Source organism: Candidatus Mycolicibacterium alkanivorans (genome assembly GCF_022760805.1).
GTDB classification, from domain to species: Bacteria; Actinomycetota; Actinomycetes; order Mycobacteriales; family Mycobacteriaceae; genus Mycobacterium; species Mycobacterium alkanivorans.
On record NZ_JAIVFL010000001.1, the window covers coordinates 1,874,770 to 1,892,096 of the forward strand.

Below are 17,327 nucleotides of genomic sequence, written 5' to 3' on the forward strand. Positions count from 1 at the left end.
GGCCGGTTCACTCTTCGGGGTGATGGCTTTGACCGAGCTTGGATACGAACACCGCGGCCTGGGTGCGCCGCTCCATGCCGAGCTTCGCCAACAGCCGGGACACGTAGTTCTTGACAGTTTTCTCCGCAAGGAACATCCGGGCCGCGATCTGCTTGTTGGTCAGGCCCTCGCCCAGCAGGCCGAGCAGCACCCGTTCCTGTTCGGTCAGCCCCGACAGCGGGTCGGAGCGCTCGGCCGCGCCGCGCAGCTTGGCCATCAGCGCCGCCGCGGCGCGGTTGTCCAGCAGGGAACGGCCCGCGCCGACGTCCTTGATGGCCCTGGCCAGTTCCATGCCCTTGATGTCCTTGACGACGTATCCGCTGGCACCGGCCAGGATCGCGTCCAGCATCGCCTCGTCGGAGGTGAACGACGTCAGCATCAGGCAGCGCAGGTCGGGCATCTTCGACAGCAGGTCGCGGCACAACTCGATACCGTTGCCGTCGGGAAGCCGCACGTCGAGAACGGCGACGTCGGGCTGCAACGCCGGTATCTGGGCCAGCGCCTGCGCCACCGATCCCGCCTCACCGATGACATCGAGTTCGGGGTCGGCGGACAGCAGATCGATCAGTCCACGACGGACGACTTCGTGGTCGTCGACGAGAAAGACCGTGACCATTGGCGTGCCTTCCGGGTCGGCAACAGGCTGCGGCAAGTATTCCGCACCCACTCTGGCAACGATATCCGCAGTTAGGTCGGGATCGTCACAACAGCCGTTGCCGGTCGGCAACCAGGACCGAGCAATCGGTGTTGTGTAGGGCCGCCGATCCGGTCGGGCCCAGCAGTTCCTCCACGCTGTCGGCGTTGCGGGCACCCACCACGACGAGCTGGATGGAGTCGCCGTGCTTGGCCAGATAGTTCAGTACACTGCCGTGGATGGCGACCGGACGGACGTCGAGGTCGGGGTAGCGGTGCTTCCAACGGGAGATCCGCCGGTCGAGCTGGGCGCGCACCATGCGGTTGCCGTCGGCCACCGCATGGGTGTCGTGGACGTCGGTGTAGCGCGACTGCCAGGAGCCCAGTACCCGCAGCGGGGCGCCGCGCAGCCGGGCCTCCTCCACGCCGCACTGCAGCACAGCCGCGCTGTCGGGTGACTCGTCGAGCTCGACGACGATCCAGCCCGGCTCCGCGGCGGTGCGGTCGGACCCGCGAACGATCGCCACCGGGCAGTGTGCGGAACTGACCAGCGAGATCGCGGTCGAACCCATGCGGTTGTGGTCGAAATGCTTGAGCCCTACCGCGCCGACGCAGATCATCGCCGCCGAGCGCGACGCCTCGATCAGCGCGGGCGTCGGCTTGCTGTGGACGATCTCGATCTCGACCTTGACCTGCCGCTCGGTGGCCTCGACGGCGTTGGCCGCATAGCGCACCGCCAGCTCTGCGCTGGCCAGCCGGCGTTCCTGCTCCTGCGGGTCGGCCGGATCGGACTCGTGCGGCTCGTTCGCGTACATCAGGCGCAACGGGATGTCGCGGCTGAGCGCCTCGTCGATTGCCCACACCGCGGCCCGCACGGCACCGCGCGATCCGTCGATGCCGACGACGATCGACGGCGGTGTGAACGATTGAGCCATGGTGTTCGGACTTTCCCCAGGGGTGGCACTCCTATTGTGCCGACGCTAGCGGTGGCGCGTGGCCACTCTCAGGGCACAAAGTCCTCGATTGAGCTCCGAACGTAATCCGAGCCGGGGGGTCAGCCGGCCACCAGGTCGATGTCGACCGGTTGTCCGGCCCGCTCGAAGAGCCGTTCGGTGTCGTCTCGGGTGCACGGCGCCGTGCCTGGAGTCAGCAGCTTGGCCGCGCCCGCGGCGCTGCCCAGCCGGACGGCCTTGGCCAGCGGCCAGCCGCGAGTCAGGCCGACGACGATGCCGGCCATCATGGCATCGCCGGCGCCCACTCCGCTGCCGGCCGGCACCGGGATCGCCGGGAAGCGGTGCGCGCTGTCCGGCGTGACCAGCAAGGCACCCTGAGCGCCCAGGGAGACCACGATGTAGCGCGCGCAACCTCGCCCGATCAACTCACGAGCCGCGGCGATCTGCTCGGACTCGGTCACCAGGTCGCGGCCGACGCACTCCCGCAGTTCCCGCACGCTGGGCTTGAGCAGGAAAACCCCGGAATTCACCCGCTTGAGGCCGCCACCGGAGGTGTCCAGGAAGAACAGGGCGCCGATCTCCTCGCACACATTGGCGACCTGCTGGTAGAAGTCGGGCGGAACCCCGGGTGGAAGGCTGCCGCTGGCCACCACGATGGCCGCCGACGCCGCCGCGCGGCGCAGCTGCAGCAGGCATTCGGTCTGTTCGGCCAGCGTGAGTTCCGGGCCCGGCAGCACGAACCGGAACTGGCGCTCTGTGCTGCGTTCGTTGACGGTGAGGCTTTCCCGAGTTGCTCCGCCGATGTGGATCGGATGCACCGATACTCCCTCGGCGGTGAGCAGCCGGGTGATCATGTCGCCTGCCGAACCGCCGGCCGGATAGATCGCCGTTGCCGACGCGCCGAGCACGTCGGCGATGTGCGCGACATTGACGCCGCCGCCGCCGGGGTCGTATCGAGGTGGCGAGCAGCGCAGCTTGTCGGTGTGGTGAACCACGTCGGTGCTGGTGGTGATGTCCAGCGCCGGGTTCATCGTCAACGTGACGATGCGACGCCCGGTAACAGCGTGGAGCTCGTTCATCGATTCCCTTCGCCTACAGGCCGCTCGGATAGGTTTCCGGGGTTTCCCCGGCGATCCACACGCTGGTCGGTTCGAGCGGTTCCAGCGCGCGGGTCTGGTCGATGTGGATCATCGCGTCGAATTGGTCGGCCGGGCGGACATGGAAGTAGTGGCTCTGGCGTTCGGTCTGCGGTAGGTAAATCACCCCGATGGCGCGGGAGAGCCGCACCGCCTCCAGCGCCGCGGCGGCCGGCGAGCCGTCGTGCATGGCCACGACGAACGACGTCTTGCCGGTCTCGTGCAGCAGCTCCTCGATGCTGCCCGCCAGCGCCGGGCGCACCACCTTGCGTTCGGCGATGCCGCCCCAGTCGCTGGCGGCGGTGACCGTTCCGCCGTAGGTGGAGAACCCGATCAACCGGCAGTCCGCGCCGTAGTGCTCGCGCGCCAGCTGTCCGATGGTCAGCTGGCCGTCCGCCGACACCTCGGTGGCGCGTGCGTCTCCGACGTGAGAGTTGTGCGCCCACACCACGATTCGCGTCGGTTCAGCAGAGGTCTGTGAATCCAGATGGGCGAGCAGCGCGTTGAGGGTCTGCGCCATGTGCTTGTCGCGCATGTTCCACGAGGTGACCCGGCCGCGGAACATGCCGCGGTAGTAGGCCTCGGCGTTGCGCACGGTCGTCGCGTTCTGCTGTGCGTAGAACAGTTCGTCCTCGGCGAGCCGGCCGTCGGGACCCAGGTAGTGCAGGGCATTGCGCTGCAGGTCCACCAGTTGCTCGACGGCCTGACGTTCGCAGACCGGGCCGGCGCCGAACGCGGCGGCGTATCCGTAGGCCTGCCCGTCGTTGCCCGAGGAGTGGTCGAAGCACGCGTAGCGGGCCCTGGCCCGCTCGGCCGCCCGGGGATCGACGGTGTCGAGGTAGGCGATGACCTCTTGCATCGAGCGGTGCAGGCTGTAGAGGTCAAGCCCGTAGAAGCCGGTCTGCCTGCGGTCGTCGGCCGCGCAGCGACCGTTGTGCCAGCGCAGCCATCCGACGAAGTCGCGCACCACCGAGTTGCGCCACATCCACGCCGGGAACCGCTCGAACCCGCGTAGCGCCTCCTCTGGTGTGTTGTCGTCCCCGAGTCCCCGCGCGTAGCGGTTCACCCGGTAGGCGTCGGGCCAATCTGCCTCGGCGGCGACGGCATTGAAGCCCTTGTGTTCGATGAGCCACTTGGTGATCTCGGCGCGGGCCTCGTAGAACTCGTGGGTGCCGTGTGAACTCTCGCCGATCAGCACGATGCGGGCATCGCCGATCAGGTCGTCGAGCAGCTCGGCGGGTGGCACGCCACCTGGGGCGTCGACCGCGGCGCGCGCGACAAGGTCCGCCGCCCGCTGCCCGGCGGCCGGCGCCGGTTTCCCCACCGTCGGCCGCGACAACAGGTCGCGCACCTCGTCGTCGCCGACCTGGCTGAAGTCCCAGAACGACTCTCCGACAGCCAGAAATGGTGTCGGCATCGACGCGCACACCACGTCGTCGACGATTCCGGCGAACTCACGGCAGGTCGACTCCGGCGCCGCAGGCACCGCGATGACGATCTCGGCCGGCTCGGACTCGCGCAGCGCCTGCACCGCGGCCAGCATGCTGGACCCGGTGGCCAGTCCGTCGTCGACCAGGATCACGGTCTTGCCGGTGACCTCAAGCGGCGGGCGGCCCTCCCGGTAGGCGGCTTCCCGCCGGATCAGTTCCTCGGCCTCGCGCTCGGCGATCTCGCGCAACTGCTCGGGGGTGATCCGCAGACCGCGCAGCACGTCGTCGTTGACCACCACGCGTCCTCCGCTGGCCAGTGCCCCGACGGCGAACTCCTCGTGCCCCGGTGCGCCGAGCTTGCGAACGATGAAGGCGTCCAGCGGGACTCCCAGCGAGCTCGCGACCTCATAGGCGACCGGGATGCCGCCGCGGGCGAGGCCGAGCACCACCACATCGGGTCTGCCGCGATACGACTGCAACAGAGCTGCGAGCACCTGCCCGGCCTCGTGCCGGTCCCTGAACACCCGTCGCGGCTGTTGGCGGTGGATACCGGTGGATCGTGTCATGATGCCCCCTAGCTTCGTCTCGATCCGACCACTCGGGCAGAGTCCACCGGTAGGGACCGAAGTCCTCGGTTGAGGGCAGAAGACCCTACGGCCGGCCGGGGATCTGCGACAGACTGGCGGCATGTGGAAGGGCGTGGTCGGTTCGGTGGTCGCCGGTGCCGGGCTGTACGCGGCGCGGCGCTTCTACCGCAATTGGGGTACCTCCAAGGAGGAGTGCGAAACCCCGCTTCCCGGTGACGAACTCGTCGGCCGGCCAGCCGTGCAGACCACGGAGGGAATCTGGATCGACGCACCGGCGAGCGCGGTCTGGCCGTGGCTGGTCCAGATGGGCCAGGACCGTGGCGGGCTGTACAGCTACGAGTCACTGGAGAACCTCGTCGGGCTGACGTACTGCAACGCCGACCGGATTCACCCCGAATGGCAGCAGTTGGCCGTCGGCGACGTCATCCGGCTGGTGCCGCGGGGCTGGATGGGTCTGCGTGACGGTCTGGCACTGCCGGTCGCGCAGATCGTGGACGGCCAGTCCATCGTATTGCGTCCGGAGCCCGGACAGCTGCCCTGGGACGGCGTGTGGTCGTTCCACGTCATGCCGCGCTGGGAGGACCGCTGCCGGCTGCTGGTGCGCAGCCGGACCCGGATGCGGTTGCCGGGCGAGGTACTGGGAGCTGAGCTGTCCGGCCCGGTGGTGTCGCTGATGACCCGCGGCATGCTGCTGGGCATCAAGCGGCGCGCCGAGCAGGCCTGGCGCGCGGCTTAGCCGCGGAACTCCAGCACGTCGGCCAGCGGCCTGCGCGGCGTGGCGGGCGCTACCTGCGCGATCGACGGCACCCGCCCGATCCGGATCAGCAGCTGCGGCTCGTATCCGCCGCCGATGAGGGCGCGGATGATGTTGCGGCTCGCCTCGAGCTCGGTCAGGTGGCTCAGGGTGCAGGTCGCCAGCCCGGCCATGGTGGCTTCCAGCAGGACGTCGGAGAGCACCTCGCCGCACCCCAGCGCGTCGCGGCGGCTGTCACCGTAGGTGGACAGCACCAGGATGGTGGAGCGGTCGTGGTCGATCTCGGGCCTGCGGTCGGGATGCTCGCTGGCCGGGAATTCGCGCGCGACGTCGACCCGGTCGCGTTCGGAAGCCGACACCAGCGCGCTGTACGGGACCCCATCGGTCACTTCGTAAGGTGCCGTCCACCAACGTAATTCGGCGTGGTAGGAACTGTCGTACCGGCGCAGCGCCTCGGTCAGCCGGGATGCCTCGGCCAGCTGGGGGCGCACGGTGTCGGGCAGGACGTGCAGCACGGCCTTGTCGGTGTCGATGGTGCTGCGCAGCACCGGCTCGAAGGCCGCCCAGGACGGTGGCGGTGCGAAGGGCAGCCGGTCGGTGTGCCGGTCCAGGATGGCGTCCGCGCGGGCGCGGTGCGCGTCGGTGACGAGTTGCAGCGTGCTGAACCAGATCGTGGCGAGGTGGTCGAGGTCGTTGGGGTTGGGGAAGCGTTCGATGTCGGCCTGGAAGCCGACCGCCGCGGCGGCCACCCGCAGATGGTCGAGGACGGCCCCGCAACTGATGACGGCCTCGCGCCCGCTGAGGTCGGTGGCATGCGGCACCCGGTGCGGTTCGAAGAACAGCTTCAGGGCGCCGCCCTCGACGACCCAGTGCCACGGCTGGCTGTTGTGCACCGACGGCGCGCGGCACGCCAACTCCACCGCGTTCGCCACCACCTGGGGATCGAGTGCCGCCTTGGCCACGGTCAACCACCGCCTTCTGTCCATCTCAACGATAGGTCCGTTGCGGCGCGAGAACAGGGGCCGGAAGTCACCCGTTGCGCCGGGCCGGGGGCCGAGGGTCGTTGTACTCTGGGCGAGGGGATTTTGCACCCAGCCGAACTGGCCGTAGGACCGCTGTGTCCCCGCTGTTGGCGAGCAAGGATCGAGGCATGGGATTGCCACCGATGAACGACGCGCCTGCGCCATCGGGTGCCACTCCTCACCCCCAGGTCGCCGAGACCCACACCGGCATGGTCTTCCTCGTCGGGGACCGGGCCTACAAGGTCAAGAAGCCGGTGGTCACCGACTTCCTGGACTTTTCCACCCTGGACCGCCGTGAGCACGCCTGCGCGCGTGAGGTCGTTCTCAACAGCCGGCTGGCCCCGAACAGCTACCTGGGTATCGCCCACTTCGCCGAACCGGGCGGGCTGGCCGAACCTGTCATCGTCATGCGTCGCCATCCCGACGAGCGGCGGCTGGCCACTCTGGTGCGCCGCGGTGAGCCGGTCGAGGACCACCTGACGGCGGTGGCGCTGGTGCTGTCGCAGTTCCACGCCGGCGCCTCCCGCGGGCGCGACGTCGACGCCCAGGCGCGGGTGGACGCCATCACCGGCCGCTGGCAGGAGAACCTCGACGAGTTGCAGCGCTATGCCCAGGGTCTGGTTCCCGGGCTCGATCCGGAGGCGGTCGCTGAAACCCGGCGGCTGGCAATCGACTTCGTCGCCGGGCGCTCGGTGCTGTTCTCCCGGCGCATCAGTGAGCGCAGGATCGTCGACGGCCATGCCGATCTGCTGGCCGACGACATCTTCTGCCTCGACGACGGCCCCGAACTGCTGGACTGCCTGGAGTTCGACGACACCCTGCGCTACGTCGACACCGTCGACGATGCGGCGTTTTTGGCGATGGACCTCGAATACCTCGGCCACCCGGAGTTGGGCGAGCACTTCATGCAGACCTACACCCGGCTGGCCGGCGACGACGCACCGGCCTCGCTGCGCCACTTCTACATCGCCTACCGCGCGGTCGTGCGCGCGAAGGTGGACTGCGTTAGGCACGGCCAGGGCGTCGCCGGTGCGGCCGACGACGCCCGGCGCCACCTCGAGATCGCCCGTGACCATCTGCGCACCGGCGCGGTCCGGCTGATCCTGGTCGGCGGCGGACCGGGCACCGGCAAGACCACGGTCGCCCGAGCGCTGGCGGAACGCCTTGGCGCTGTGGCGATCTCGACAGATGATGTCCGAGCTGAGATGGTGCGCCTGGGCGAGCTGAGTGGAGACCCCGGCATGCTGGACCAGGGCCTGTACACGCCGGAGAACATCGACGCCGTCTACGACGGTGTGCTGCGGCGCGCCCATCTGAGCCTGTGTGAGGGGCGCACCGTGATCCTCGACGGCACCTGGGGCGACCCGCGGCACCGCGAGCGTGCCCGGCAGGTGGCGCAGCAGGCCGCTACCGGCACAGTGGAATTCGCCTGCGCCGCGCCGCTTGAGGCGAGCGTGGCCCGGATCCGGACCCGCACCGCGACCACCTCGCAGGTGACTCCGGAGATCGCCACCGCAATCGCCAACCGCGAAGACGGCGTCTGGACGGGCGCGCACCGCCTCGACACCACCCGCGCACCGGCCGATTCCCTGGCCGAGGCGCTCCAGATCTGCCGCCTGTCCACCTGAGCAGTCCCGCACCACAGCTGGAGGAACCCGATGCCGAGCCGTTACGTCGAAGATATTGCGGGCCTGAGGATGGCCGACGCCGAGGAGGCGGGTGGCAAAGGCGCCAACATGGGCGAGATGGTGGCCGCCGGGCTCCCCGTTCCGCCCGGATTCGTGGTCCTTCGCGTTAGCTACCTGGAGTCCATGGCGGCCGCGGGGGTGGCCGACGAACTCAACGCCGCCCACCGCGAGACGATGCTGCATGCCCGCGAGCCGGGCCGCTTCGACGAGATGTGCGACAAGATGCGGGCGCTGGTTCTGCACGCGGGCATGCCCGACGACGTGCGCGAGCGCATCGTCATGGCCTACCGCGCCATGGGCTCGAATGTCAATGTCGCCGTTCGATCTTCGGCCACCGGTGAGGACGGCGCCGACGCCTCGTTCGCCGGTATGAACGCCACCTTCACCAACATCTCCGGCGAGGCGGAAGTGGTCGACGCGGTGCAGCGCTGCTGGGCGTCGTTGTTCGGCGCCCGCGTGGTGGCCTACCGGGCCAGCCGCGGCTTCAGCGCCGACCCGGCGATGGCGGTGGTGGTCCAGCAGATGATCGCCTCCGAGCGCTCCGGTGTGGCGTTTACCGCTGACCCGACCACCGACGAGACCGACCGGGTGGTCGTCGAGGGCGCCTTCGGCCAGGGCGAGGTCGTGGTGTCCGGATCGGTGGAGCCCGACACCTACGTGGTTTCCAAGGAGACCGGCGAGATCATCTCCCGCCGAATCGGTCACAAGTCGTTCAAGATCGTTCGCGGCGCCGACGGCACCGACCAGACCGTCCAGCTCTCCGAGGCCGAGGCCGACTCCCCGGTGCTCAACGACGACGAGGTGCGCACCATCGCCGACATCGCGGTCCGCAGCGAGCGGCACGCGGGTTCGCCGCAGGACACCGAGTGGGCCATCGCCGACGGCAAGACCTGGATCGTGCAAACCCGCCCGATCACCACCCTGCACCGGGTCGGCAAGCCCGTTCCGGAGACCCACGACGTGCTGGTGCAGGGTCTGCCCGCCGTGCCCGGCGAGGCCTCCGGCACGGTCCGCGTCCTGCTCGATGTCGCCGACGGCGGCCGGCTGCAGGACGGTGAGGTGCTGGTGGCCCAGATGACCAACCCGGACTGGCTGCCCACCATGCGCCGCGCGTCGGCCCTTGTGACCGACACCGGCGGTATGACGTGCCACGCCGCCATCGTCGCCCGCGAGCTCGGGGTGCCCTGCATCGTCGGCGCCCGCACCGCCACCAAGGACCTCAAGGACGGCACCGTGGTCACGGTGGACGGTACCCACGGCCGGGTGCTGGCCGGTCGCACCACCGGCGGGGCACAGACCGCCCCGGTGGCCCAGCCCGGTGCGGTGACAGCGGTTGCCGCAGAGGTGACCGCCACCAAGGTCTACGTCAACGTCGCCATGCCCGACAAAGCCGAGCAGGCCGCCGAACTCGACGTCGACGGCGTCGGACTGCTGCGTGCCGAGCTCATCCTCGAAGACGCCCTGCACAACCGGCATCCGCGCGACCTCATCGCCCACGGTGAGCAGGACAGCCTGGTCGACTCGCTGGCCGGCGCCGTCGGCCGGGTGGCCGCCGCGTTCGCCCCGCGGCCGGTGGTGTATCGCGCATCGGACTTCCGCACCAACGAGTTTCGCAACCTCAAGGGCGGCGACCTGTACGAGCCCGAAGAGCACAACCCGATGATCGGCTTTCGCGGGTGCTACCGGTACATCAGCAATCCGGATCTCTTCGACCTCGAACTCAAGGCGCTGGCCCGGGTTCGCGAGCAGAATCCCAACCTGCACTTGATGATTCCGTTCGTGCGCACCAAGTGGGAGCTGGAGAAGTGCCTCGAGCTGGTCGACGCCAGCCCGCTGGGCCGCCAGCGCGGCCTGCACCGCTGGGTGATGGCCGAGGTCCCCTCGGTGGTGTACTGGCTGCCCGAGTATGTCGGCATGGGCATCGACGGTGTGTCGATCGGTAGCAACGACCTGACCCAGCTGGTGCTCGGGGTGGACCGTGATTCCGACCTGTGCGCCGAGCTCTACGACGAGTCCGACGCCGCGGTCCTCGACGCCATCGGCCGGATCATCACCACTGCGCGCAAGCTCGGCATCACCGCCTCGCTGTGCGGCCAGGCGCCGTCGAGCCGGCCGGACTTCGCCGAACACCTTGTGCGCGCGGGCATCACGTCGATCTCGGTCACCCCTGACGTCGCGCAGAAGACGCGGCGCAACGTCGCCGCCGCTGAGCGGCGTCTGCTACTCGAATCCGCCCGGGGCCGTGACAGCGATCTGCGATGACCCCACGCTGACCGCCGCAGCCGTCGCCGGCGCACCGCTGGCCGACGTGCTGCGGCGGTTGGACACCTCCGCTGAGGGACTGTCCAGCGCCGAGGCGGCTGCCCGGCTGGCCCGGGTGGGGCCGAATTCGCTTCGGACACATCGGGTCAGCGCCTGGGCGGTGTTGCGCCGGCAACTCAACAACGCGGTGCTGATGCTGCTCGCGGTGACCGCGGTGGTGTCGTTCTTCCTCGGCGACTCCACCCAGGCCGTCATCATCGGCATCATCCTGGCCGTCAGCGTCGGCCTCGGTTTCCTCAACGAGTACCGCGCCGAACGTGCCGCCGCCGCGTTGCACTCCTGGGTTCGCCACACCGCGCTGGTGCGCCGCGACGGGCACTACGCCAAGCTCGACGTCAACGACCTGGTGCCCGGCGACGTCATCCAACTGACGCTGGGTGAACTGGTTCCCGCCGACGTCCGGCTGATCACGGGCAACGGGCTGGAATGCATCGAGTCCATCCTGACCGGTGAGTCCACCGCCGCCGAGAAGTCGCCCGAGCCCGCACCGTCGGATACCGCGCTGGCCGATGCCACCGATCTGGCCTTCATGGGCACCGTCGTCAGCGCAGGCGACGCGACGGCGGTGGTCTACGCCACCGGTGCCGACGCGCAGTTCGGCAAGATCGCCGCCGGGCTGGGGGAGCGTCAGCCCGAGACCGACTTCCAGATCGGCCTGCGCCGGTTCTCCTACCTGCTGCTGCAGGTGGCGATCACGCTGACCGTCCTGATCCTGGTGACCAACCTGCTGCTGCGTCGTCCAGTGATCGACTCGGTGCTCTTCGCGCTCGCCATCGCCGTCGGCATCACCCCGCAGCTGCTGCCCGCGGTGGTGAGCACCAGCCTGGCCACCGGCTCACGGCGGCTGGCCCGGCTCAAGGTTCTGGTCAAACGTCTGGTGTGCATCGAGGACCTCGGCGACATCGACATCCTGCTCACCGACAAGACCGGCACCCTCACCGAGGGGCACATCACCCTGATCGAGGCGGTCGATCCGGCGGGCGCGGCCAGCGACACGGTGTTGCGGCACGGCATGCTGGCCACCGACGTCGACCTGGCCGTCGGCGGCACCAGCGCCAACGCGCTGGACGCCGCGCTGTGGGAGTCCGAGGCCGGCCGGCAGGTGGTGACCGCCGGCGCCCGCCGGCTCGCCGAAGTGCCGTTCGACCACATTCGACGGGCCACCTCGGCGCTGGTCGACGACGCCGGCAGCCGGCTGCTGATCGTCAAGGGTGCCCCCGAGCAGGTCCTCGAGCACTGCGTCGCGGTGCCCGCCGGTGCACAGCCCACACTGGACCGGCTCTTCGCCGAAGGCCGTCGGGTGGTGGCGGTGGCCAGCCGGCCGGCACCCGAGCTGAGCACCGTCACCGCCGCCGACGAGACCGGCCTGACCCTGGACGGTTTCCTGGTGTTCGCCGACCAGCCCAAGCAGGCCGCCCGTGCATCCCTGGAACAGTTGGCGGCGTTGGGCATCGAGCTGAAGGTGGCCACCGGCGACAATCCGCAGGTGGCCGAAAAGGTCTGTGCAGACCTCGGATTGGCGTCGAAGGGCACCGTCACGGGCGCGCAGCTCGACACCCTCGACGACGCCGCGTTCGAGGCGGCCGCGCAGTCGGCCACCGTGTTCGCCCGGATCTCCCCGGAGCAGAAGGCCAGGCTGATCACGGTGTTGCGCCGCACCGGGCGCTCGGTCGGGTTCATGGGCGACGGCGTCAACGACGCGCTCGCGCTGCACTCGGCCGACGTCGGCATCTCCGTCGACACCGCCGCCGACGTGGCCAAGGACGCCGCCGACGTGGTGCTGCTCGAGAAGGACCTCGGCGTGCTGGCCACCGGAGTCGCCGAGGGCCGCCGGATCTTCGCCAACACCATCAAGTACGTGCTGATGGGGACGTCGAGCAACTTCGGCAACATGTTCTCTGCGGCGGCCGCCTCGGCGGTCCTGACGTTCCTGCCGATGCTGCCCAGCCAGATCCTGCTCAACAACCTGCTCTACGACACCTCACAGCTGGCCATCCCGACCGACCGCGTCGACGAGGAACAGTTGCACGCCCCATCGCACTGGAACATCGCCTTCATCCGGCGGTTCATGCTGACGTTCGGTCCGATCAGCTCGTTGTTCGACTTCCTGACCTTCGGGCTCATGCTCGGCGTGCTGCACGCCGGGCCGGTCGAGTTCCGCACCGGCTGGTTCGTGGAGTCATTGGCGACCCAGACGCTGATCATCTTCGCGATCCGAACCCGGCGAATTCCCTTCCTGCGCAGCCGTCCCGGCGCTCTGCTGACCCTGACCACCTTCTCGGTGATCGTGATCGGCATCGTGCTGACCATCTCGCCGTTGGCGCATGCACTGGGCTTCACCCCTTTGCCGTGGCAGTTCTTCGGTGCGCTGGCGCTGTTCGTCGTCGCGTACCTGGTGCTGGTGGAGATCACCAAAGTGGTGTTCTACGCCGAGCCCATCCGGGCACCCGGCGCGGTGCTCAGGACTCGCGGGCGCGAGCACCGGATTCACCGGCGCGCAGCACGATTCAGCCACGGCGGCCGGCTACCGCAGCGGAGCTGAGGTCGCTCGGTCAGCCGTTGGACGACAGCACCGGGCTGCCGTTGCGGCGAGCACGCCCGCTGGACTTGGCCAGCCGGGCCAGCCGGTCGATGCCGCGTTGGATCCCGGCGGCGAGTTCGTCGATGTCCGGTGCGGCGTCGAAGTCGCCGAGCAGCCCCAAGGTGAACTCGTCGGCATAGCTGAGGATGGCGATGCCGGTGCGGAAGCCGGCCGCGATCGGCGGCACCGGCAGCAACCGAACCACCGTGCGGCCCATCACCGTCAGCTGAGTGCGGGGACCCGGCACATTGGTCACCACCGTGACGACGGAACGCTGGGGCAGCCGGGACAGCAGCCGAACCGTCCACGCGGTCACCGGGAACGGCAGCAGGCTAGTGGCCCAGACCAGCAGACTGCCGGCCTGTCGCTGGCCACTGGACTTCGCGACACCCATCCGGGTGTGCACCGTGCGCAGGCGCGCCAGGGGGTCGGCCAGGTCGACCGGCAGCAACGACAGCATCAGCGACACCCGGTTGTCGGAGGTGTCCCCGGCGTCGGCGGCGCGCACCGACACCGGCACCAGCGTGCGCAGTGAGTCCGCTCTCGGCTGCTGGCCGCGGCGCAGCAGGGCGGTGCGGTAACTGTCGGCGACCGCTGCCAGCGCGACGTCGTTGATGGTCACCCCGAAGGTGTGGGCGATCTCCTCGACGTCGTGCAGCGACACCGCCGCCGAACTGTAGCGGCGCAGATCCCCGATCGGCCCGGTGAACGACGAGCGCGCAGCGGGGCGCAGGAGGCTGACCGTGATCCCGGCGGCACCGCCGGCGGCCCGCAGCGCAACCTTGCCCACCGAGCGGGTCCAGCGGACCGATTCGTTGATCCAGTCAACAGGGTTGAGGCTGGGGACCGGCAGCGATGGCCGACGCGCCGGGTGGCGGGCAGCGCCGATGGAACTGGCGAAGGTGGTGACACCGGTGTCGTCGCACAGACCGGTCAGCAGATTGCTGGCCGCGATACCGTCGGCCAGCGCATGATGCACCTTGACCAGCAGCGCCCATCGGTTCTGGGCCAGGCCCTCGATCACCCAGCACTCCCACAGCGGGCGCTCGCGGTCCAGCCGCCGTTCCATGATCGTGGCGATCTCGGCGAACAGCGCGACGTCGTCACCCGGCGCCGGCAGCGCGGCGCGGCGCACGTGCCGGGCGAGGTCGAAGTCGGGGTCGTCGACCCACTCGGGTGCGGTGAGGTCCAGCGGGTGCGTGCGCAGCACCTGGGTGCTGCGCGGGTTGGACAGGCAGCGCGCGCCAATGGTCTCAAGTACTTCGTCGAACTCGGGGGTCGGGCCCGCCAGTACGGCCACGCCGCCGATCGCCAGGCTCACGTGGTGGTCGGCGTCCTCGATCTGCAGGAAACCCGCATCCAATGTCGTCAGATGCTCTGCCATCGCCGGCCTTCCCGCAACCCCCGTCATGATCAGTGTGTCGCGTCCGGCGACGGAACAGCAGGGCCGGAAGTCCCCGGCTCAGGGGCTATCGACGAGCGGCGCGGGCCGTCGACCGGCTCGAGTTCGGTGTCGCTGAAGAACTCCAGCAGGTACCTGCTCTCCTCGATGTCGCCGATGGTGCGGCGGGCCTTCTTGCGGGTGACGAGAATGCCGACCGCGGCCACCGCCCAGACGACGTACTGCACGGACCACGCCAGGCGGAACGACCCGAACGAGTACCCGCCGGCCGCCCCGACGATCACGCCAATCGCCTGCATCACCAGCAGCGAGGCCAGGAAGCCGCCCATGTTCACCGCCCCCTGGGCGGTGCCCAGCGTCGACTGCGGGTTGAAGGTGCGGGCGAAGTCGAAGCCGACCATCGAGCCCGGACCGCCGACCGAGATCACCACGACCAGCACCGCCAGCAGCCAGTGCGGGGTCGGTGACGGCATCGCGAGCACCACCGTCCACATCAGGGCGTTGCTGGCGATGATGCCCAGCACCAGCCACGACCGGCGGTGCGGGTGGCGGCCGGTAAGAATGCCGATGACCACACCGGACACGATCGCCGACACCACCGAGACAATCAGCAGCGTCCCCGCCGCGCTGCGCGAAAGATTTTGCGCCACAGTCAGATACGGAACACCCCACATCAGCGCGAAGACGGTCACCGAGAACTGCGTGCCCATGTGTGTGAAGAAGCCGAGCCGGGTGCCGGGCCGCATCCACACTGTCTTGACGCCGCCCAGGGTTTCGCGCAGTCCGCTCACCGGCCTGCGCACGACGGCGCCGCTGGGGGTGTCCTTGACCAGCAGCAGGGTCAGCACCAGCGACAGCACGCCCAGCGCTGCGACCGAGGTATAGGCCGTCGTCCACCCCGAGCCGATGAGCAGGCCGAGGAACGGGACGGCCGACAGCACCTGGCCGAGCTGACCCGAGATGCCGGTCAACTGGGTGACCAGGGGGATCTGGCGGACGGTGAACCAACAGGGGACCAGACGCAGGACCGAGATGAAGGTGAAGGCGTCACCCAGTCCGACCACCGCACGCGCCGCGATCGCGGTGGGGAGCGATTCGGTGAACGCCAGCGACAGCTGGCCGATGACCATCAGGGTGCCCCCGGACAGGATCATCACCTTGGAGCCGAAGCGGTCCAGCAACACCCCGGCGGGGATCTGAGCGGCGGCGTAGACGATCACCTGCAGGACGACGAACGTCGAGAGCACGCCCGGGCTGGCGGCGAAGCGCTTGGCCGCGTCGAGGCCGGAGACGCCCATCGTGGTTCGGTCCAGGACGGCCACGACGTAGGCCAGCAGTCCCGTCGACCAGACAATCCAGGCCCGCACCGCCCTCGCCTTCCCTCTTCGACCACTTCATCGATGACCCGTGGCAGCGCTGACACGACTTGCCCTCGATCATCTCCTGGCGACCCAAGTTCAGTCTGAGCTGGCCGACGTGTCAGGGGTCGCGGCGCGCAACATCTGGGCCTATCGCGAAGTGATACAGATGTGACCAGTGTCGATGATGTGGTCTATGGGGTAGTTGTCATATTCTGAGGCGCGTGTCCGTGTCGCGCCGCGACGTGCTGAAGTTTGCCGCCGCAACCCCGGCCGCGTTGGGTCTGGGAGCTCTGATGTCGGCGCTCACACCCTCGACGGCGTCCGCCGCACCCCTCGGGGTGCTGTTGGACTATGCCGCTGGCGTCATCAGCGCCGCTGACCTGAAGGCGTCCGGCGCGATGGGGGCCATCCGCTACGTCTCCGACCGCCGCCCGGGTGGAGATTGGATGCTGGGCAAGCCGATTCAGCTGCCCGAGGCCCGCGACCTCTACCAGGCCGGACTGAAGATCGTGTCCAACTACCAGTTCGGCAAGCAGGACACCGCCGACTGGCTCGGCGGCGCGGCGGCCGGCATCACCCACGCCAAACGGGGCTGGCAGCTGCACACCGCCGCCGGGGGTCCGATCGGCGCACCGATCTACGTCTCCATCGACGACGATCCCTCCTACGACCAGTACAAGCAGCTGGTCGCGCCGTATCTGAAGTCGTGGGAGTCGGTGATCGGGCACCAGCGGGTCGGTGTGTACGCCAACTCCAAGACCATCGACTGGGCGCTCCAGGACGGCGTCGGGTCGTGGTTCTGGCAGCACAACTGGGGGTCGCCGAAGGGGTACACCCATCCCGCGGCACACCTGCACCAGGTCGAGATCGACAAGCGCAAGGTTGCCGGCGTGGGCGTCGACCTGAACTACATCATCCAGCCCCGATTCGGTCAGTGGGACTGAGAAGAATTCGAAAGTCGGAAAATGTTACCGGCAAGTAAGGATTTGCCCGCAAACTCGGAGACGCCATTTTGGTGAATGGTCGTGGACTGAAAAACCGAGCAAGTGCTTGGCCGGAACGACGTGCAGATCTCGGCTGACAGGAAATTCCTAGATAACGATTCGATAACAATCGTGCCTTGATCAGCGCAGTTGGTCCTACTCGAGCGTAACCACCTGCCAGCAGGACGTTTGTCCCGGTTCTTCCGGGAGCCCGTTCGACGGTGCGTTACCCGCGGCCCTGTTACCGGCGCGTAGTACTCGTCAGTAACCCATATCCGCAGGAAAATGATGCTTGTCCTTATGCCACTCTTAGTGCATCCGGTGCTCCGCTGACCCACTGCACGAGGGGAGCGCGCCGGACGCCGTGATTCGACGGGGAATCGCCCAGGCACACGAAGCGAAACGCGACGACGACGAGCATTGAGGAAGAGAGACC

The 17,327-nt window shown here is 68.9% G+C and carries 12 protein-coding genes; 5 read left to right on the forward strand and 7 right to left on the reverse strand.

What is annotated here, in order from left to right:
- Positions 1–7: 7 nt before the first annotated feature.
- The 4 genes from dosR to K9U37_RS09460 all read right to left on the reverse strand — a co-directional run bounded on the left by dosR (position 8) and on the right by K9U37_RS09460 (position 4,757).
- Complete coding sequence (gene dosR / locus K9U37_RS09445) at positions 8–655, reverse strand: hypoxia response regulator transcription factor DosR/DevR (RefSeq protein WP_243073299.1); 648 nt, start codon at positions 653–655, stop codon at positions 8–10.
- A gap of 85 nt (positions 656–740) precedes the next feature.
- On the reverse strand, positions 741–1,607 hold the full coding sequence (locus K9U37_RS09450) for a universal stress protein (RefSeq protein ID WP_243071465.1): 867 nt from the start codon (positions 1,605–1,607) through the stop codon (positions 741–743).
- A gap of 119 nt (positions 1,608–1,726) precedes the next feature.
- Entirely contained in the window at positions 1,727–2,704 is a 978-nt protein-coding gene (locus tag K9U37_RS09455; RefSeq protein WP_243071466.1) for a 1-phosphofructokinase family hexose kinase, read from the reverse strand.
- 13 nt (positions 2,705–2,717) lie between these two features.
- Positions 2,718–4,757 (reverse strand): erythromycin esterase family protein, encoded by a 2,040-nt coding sequence (locus K9U37_RS09460; protein ID WP_243071467.1) that lies wholly within the window; start codon positions 4,755–4,757, stop codon positions 2,718–2,720.
- 121 nt (positions 4,758–4,878) lie between these two features.
- On the opposite strand from K9U37_RS09460, the gene K9U37_RS09465 reads away from it, so the two are divergent.
- Positions 4,879–5,514: an SRPBCC family protein gene (locus K9U37_RS09465; protein WP_243071468.1), complete on the forward strand. Its 636-nt coding sequence runs from the start codon at positions 4,879–4,881 to the stop codon at positions 5,512–5,514.
- Here K9U37_RS09465 and K9U37_RS09470 read toward each other — a convergent pair.
- Positions 5,511–6,494, reverse strand: coding sequence for an Acg family FMN-binding oxidoreductase (locus K9U37_RS09470; RefSeq protein ID WP_372489477.1), 984 nt, complete (start codon positions 6,492–6,494; stop codon positions 5,511–5,513). The two genes, K9U37_RS09465 and K9U37_RS09470, sit on opposite strands and share 4 nt — an antisense overlap.
- Positions 6,495–6,682: 188 nt before the next feature.
- On the opposite strand from K9U37_RS09470, the gene K9U37_RS09475 reads away from it, so the two are divergent.
- Genes K9U37_RS09475 through mgtA form a run of 3 tightly spaced genes read left to right on the forward strand, consistent with a single transcriptional unit; the run spans position 6,683 to position 13,106 of the window.
- Complete coding sequence (locus K9U37_RS09475) at positions 6,683–8,182, forward strand: bifunctional aminoglycoside phosphotransferase/ATP-binding protein (RefSeq protein ID WP_243071470.1); 1,500 nt, start codon at positions 6,683–6,685, stop codon at positions 8,180–8,182.
- Positions 8,183–8,212: 30 nt separating this feature from the next.
- Positions 8,213–10,504 carry a phosphoenolpyruvate synthase gene (ppsA, locus tag K9U37_RS09480; protein WP_243071471.1) on the forward strand — a complete coding sequence of 764 codons (2,292 nt, stop codon included), beginning with the start codon at positions 8,213–8,215 and terminating at the stop codon, positions 10,502–10,504.
- Positions 10,494–13,106 carry a magnesium-translocating P-type ATPase gene (gene mgtA / locus K9U37_RS09485; protein ID WP_243073300.1) on the forward strand — a complete coding sequence of 871 codons (2,613 nt, stop codon included), beginning with the start codon at positions 10,494–10,496 and terminating at the stop codon, positions 13,104–13,106. The genes ppsA and mgtA overlap by 11 nt, the downstream gene beginning before the upstream one ends.
- 10 nt (positions 13,107–13,116) lie before the next feature.
- On the opposite strand, the gene K9U37_RS09490 is transcribed toward mgtA, so the two are convergent.
- On the reverse strand, positions 13,117–14,529 hold the full coding sequence (locus tag K9U37_RS09490) for a WS/DGAT/MGAT family O-acyltransferase (RefSeq protein WP_243071472.1): 1,413 nt from the start codon (positions 14,527–14,529) through the stop codon (positions 13,117–13,119).
- A 29-nt stretch (positions 14,530–14,558) separates the two neighbouring features.
- A complete protein-coding gene (locus tag K9U37_RS09495) occupies positions 14,559–15,914 on the reverse strand; it encodes an MFS transporter (RefSeq protein WP_243071473.1) in 1,356 nt (451 codons plus the stop codon).
- 215 nt (positions 15,915–16,129) lie between these two features.
- Between K9U37_RS09495 and K9U37_RS09500 the strand changes: the two genes are divergently transcribed.
- On the forward strand, positions 16,130–16,852 hold the full coding sequence (locus K9U37_RS09500; protein ID WP_243071474.1) for a glycoside hydrolase domain-containing protein: 723 nt from the start codon (positions 16,130–16,132) through the stop codon (positions 16,850–16,852).
- The last annotated feature ends 475 nt before the right edge of the window (positions 16,853–17,327 follow it).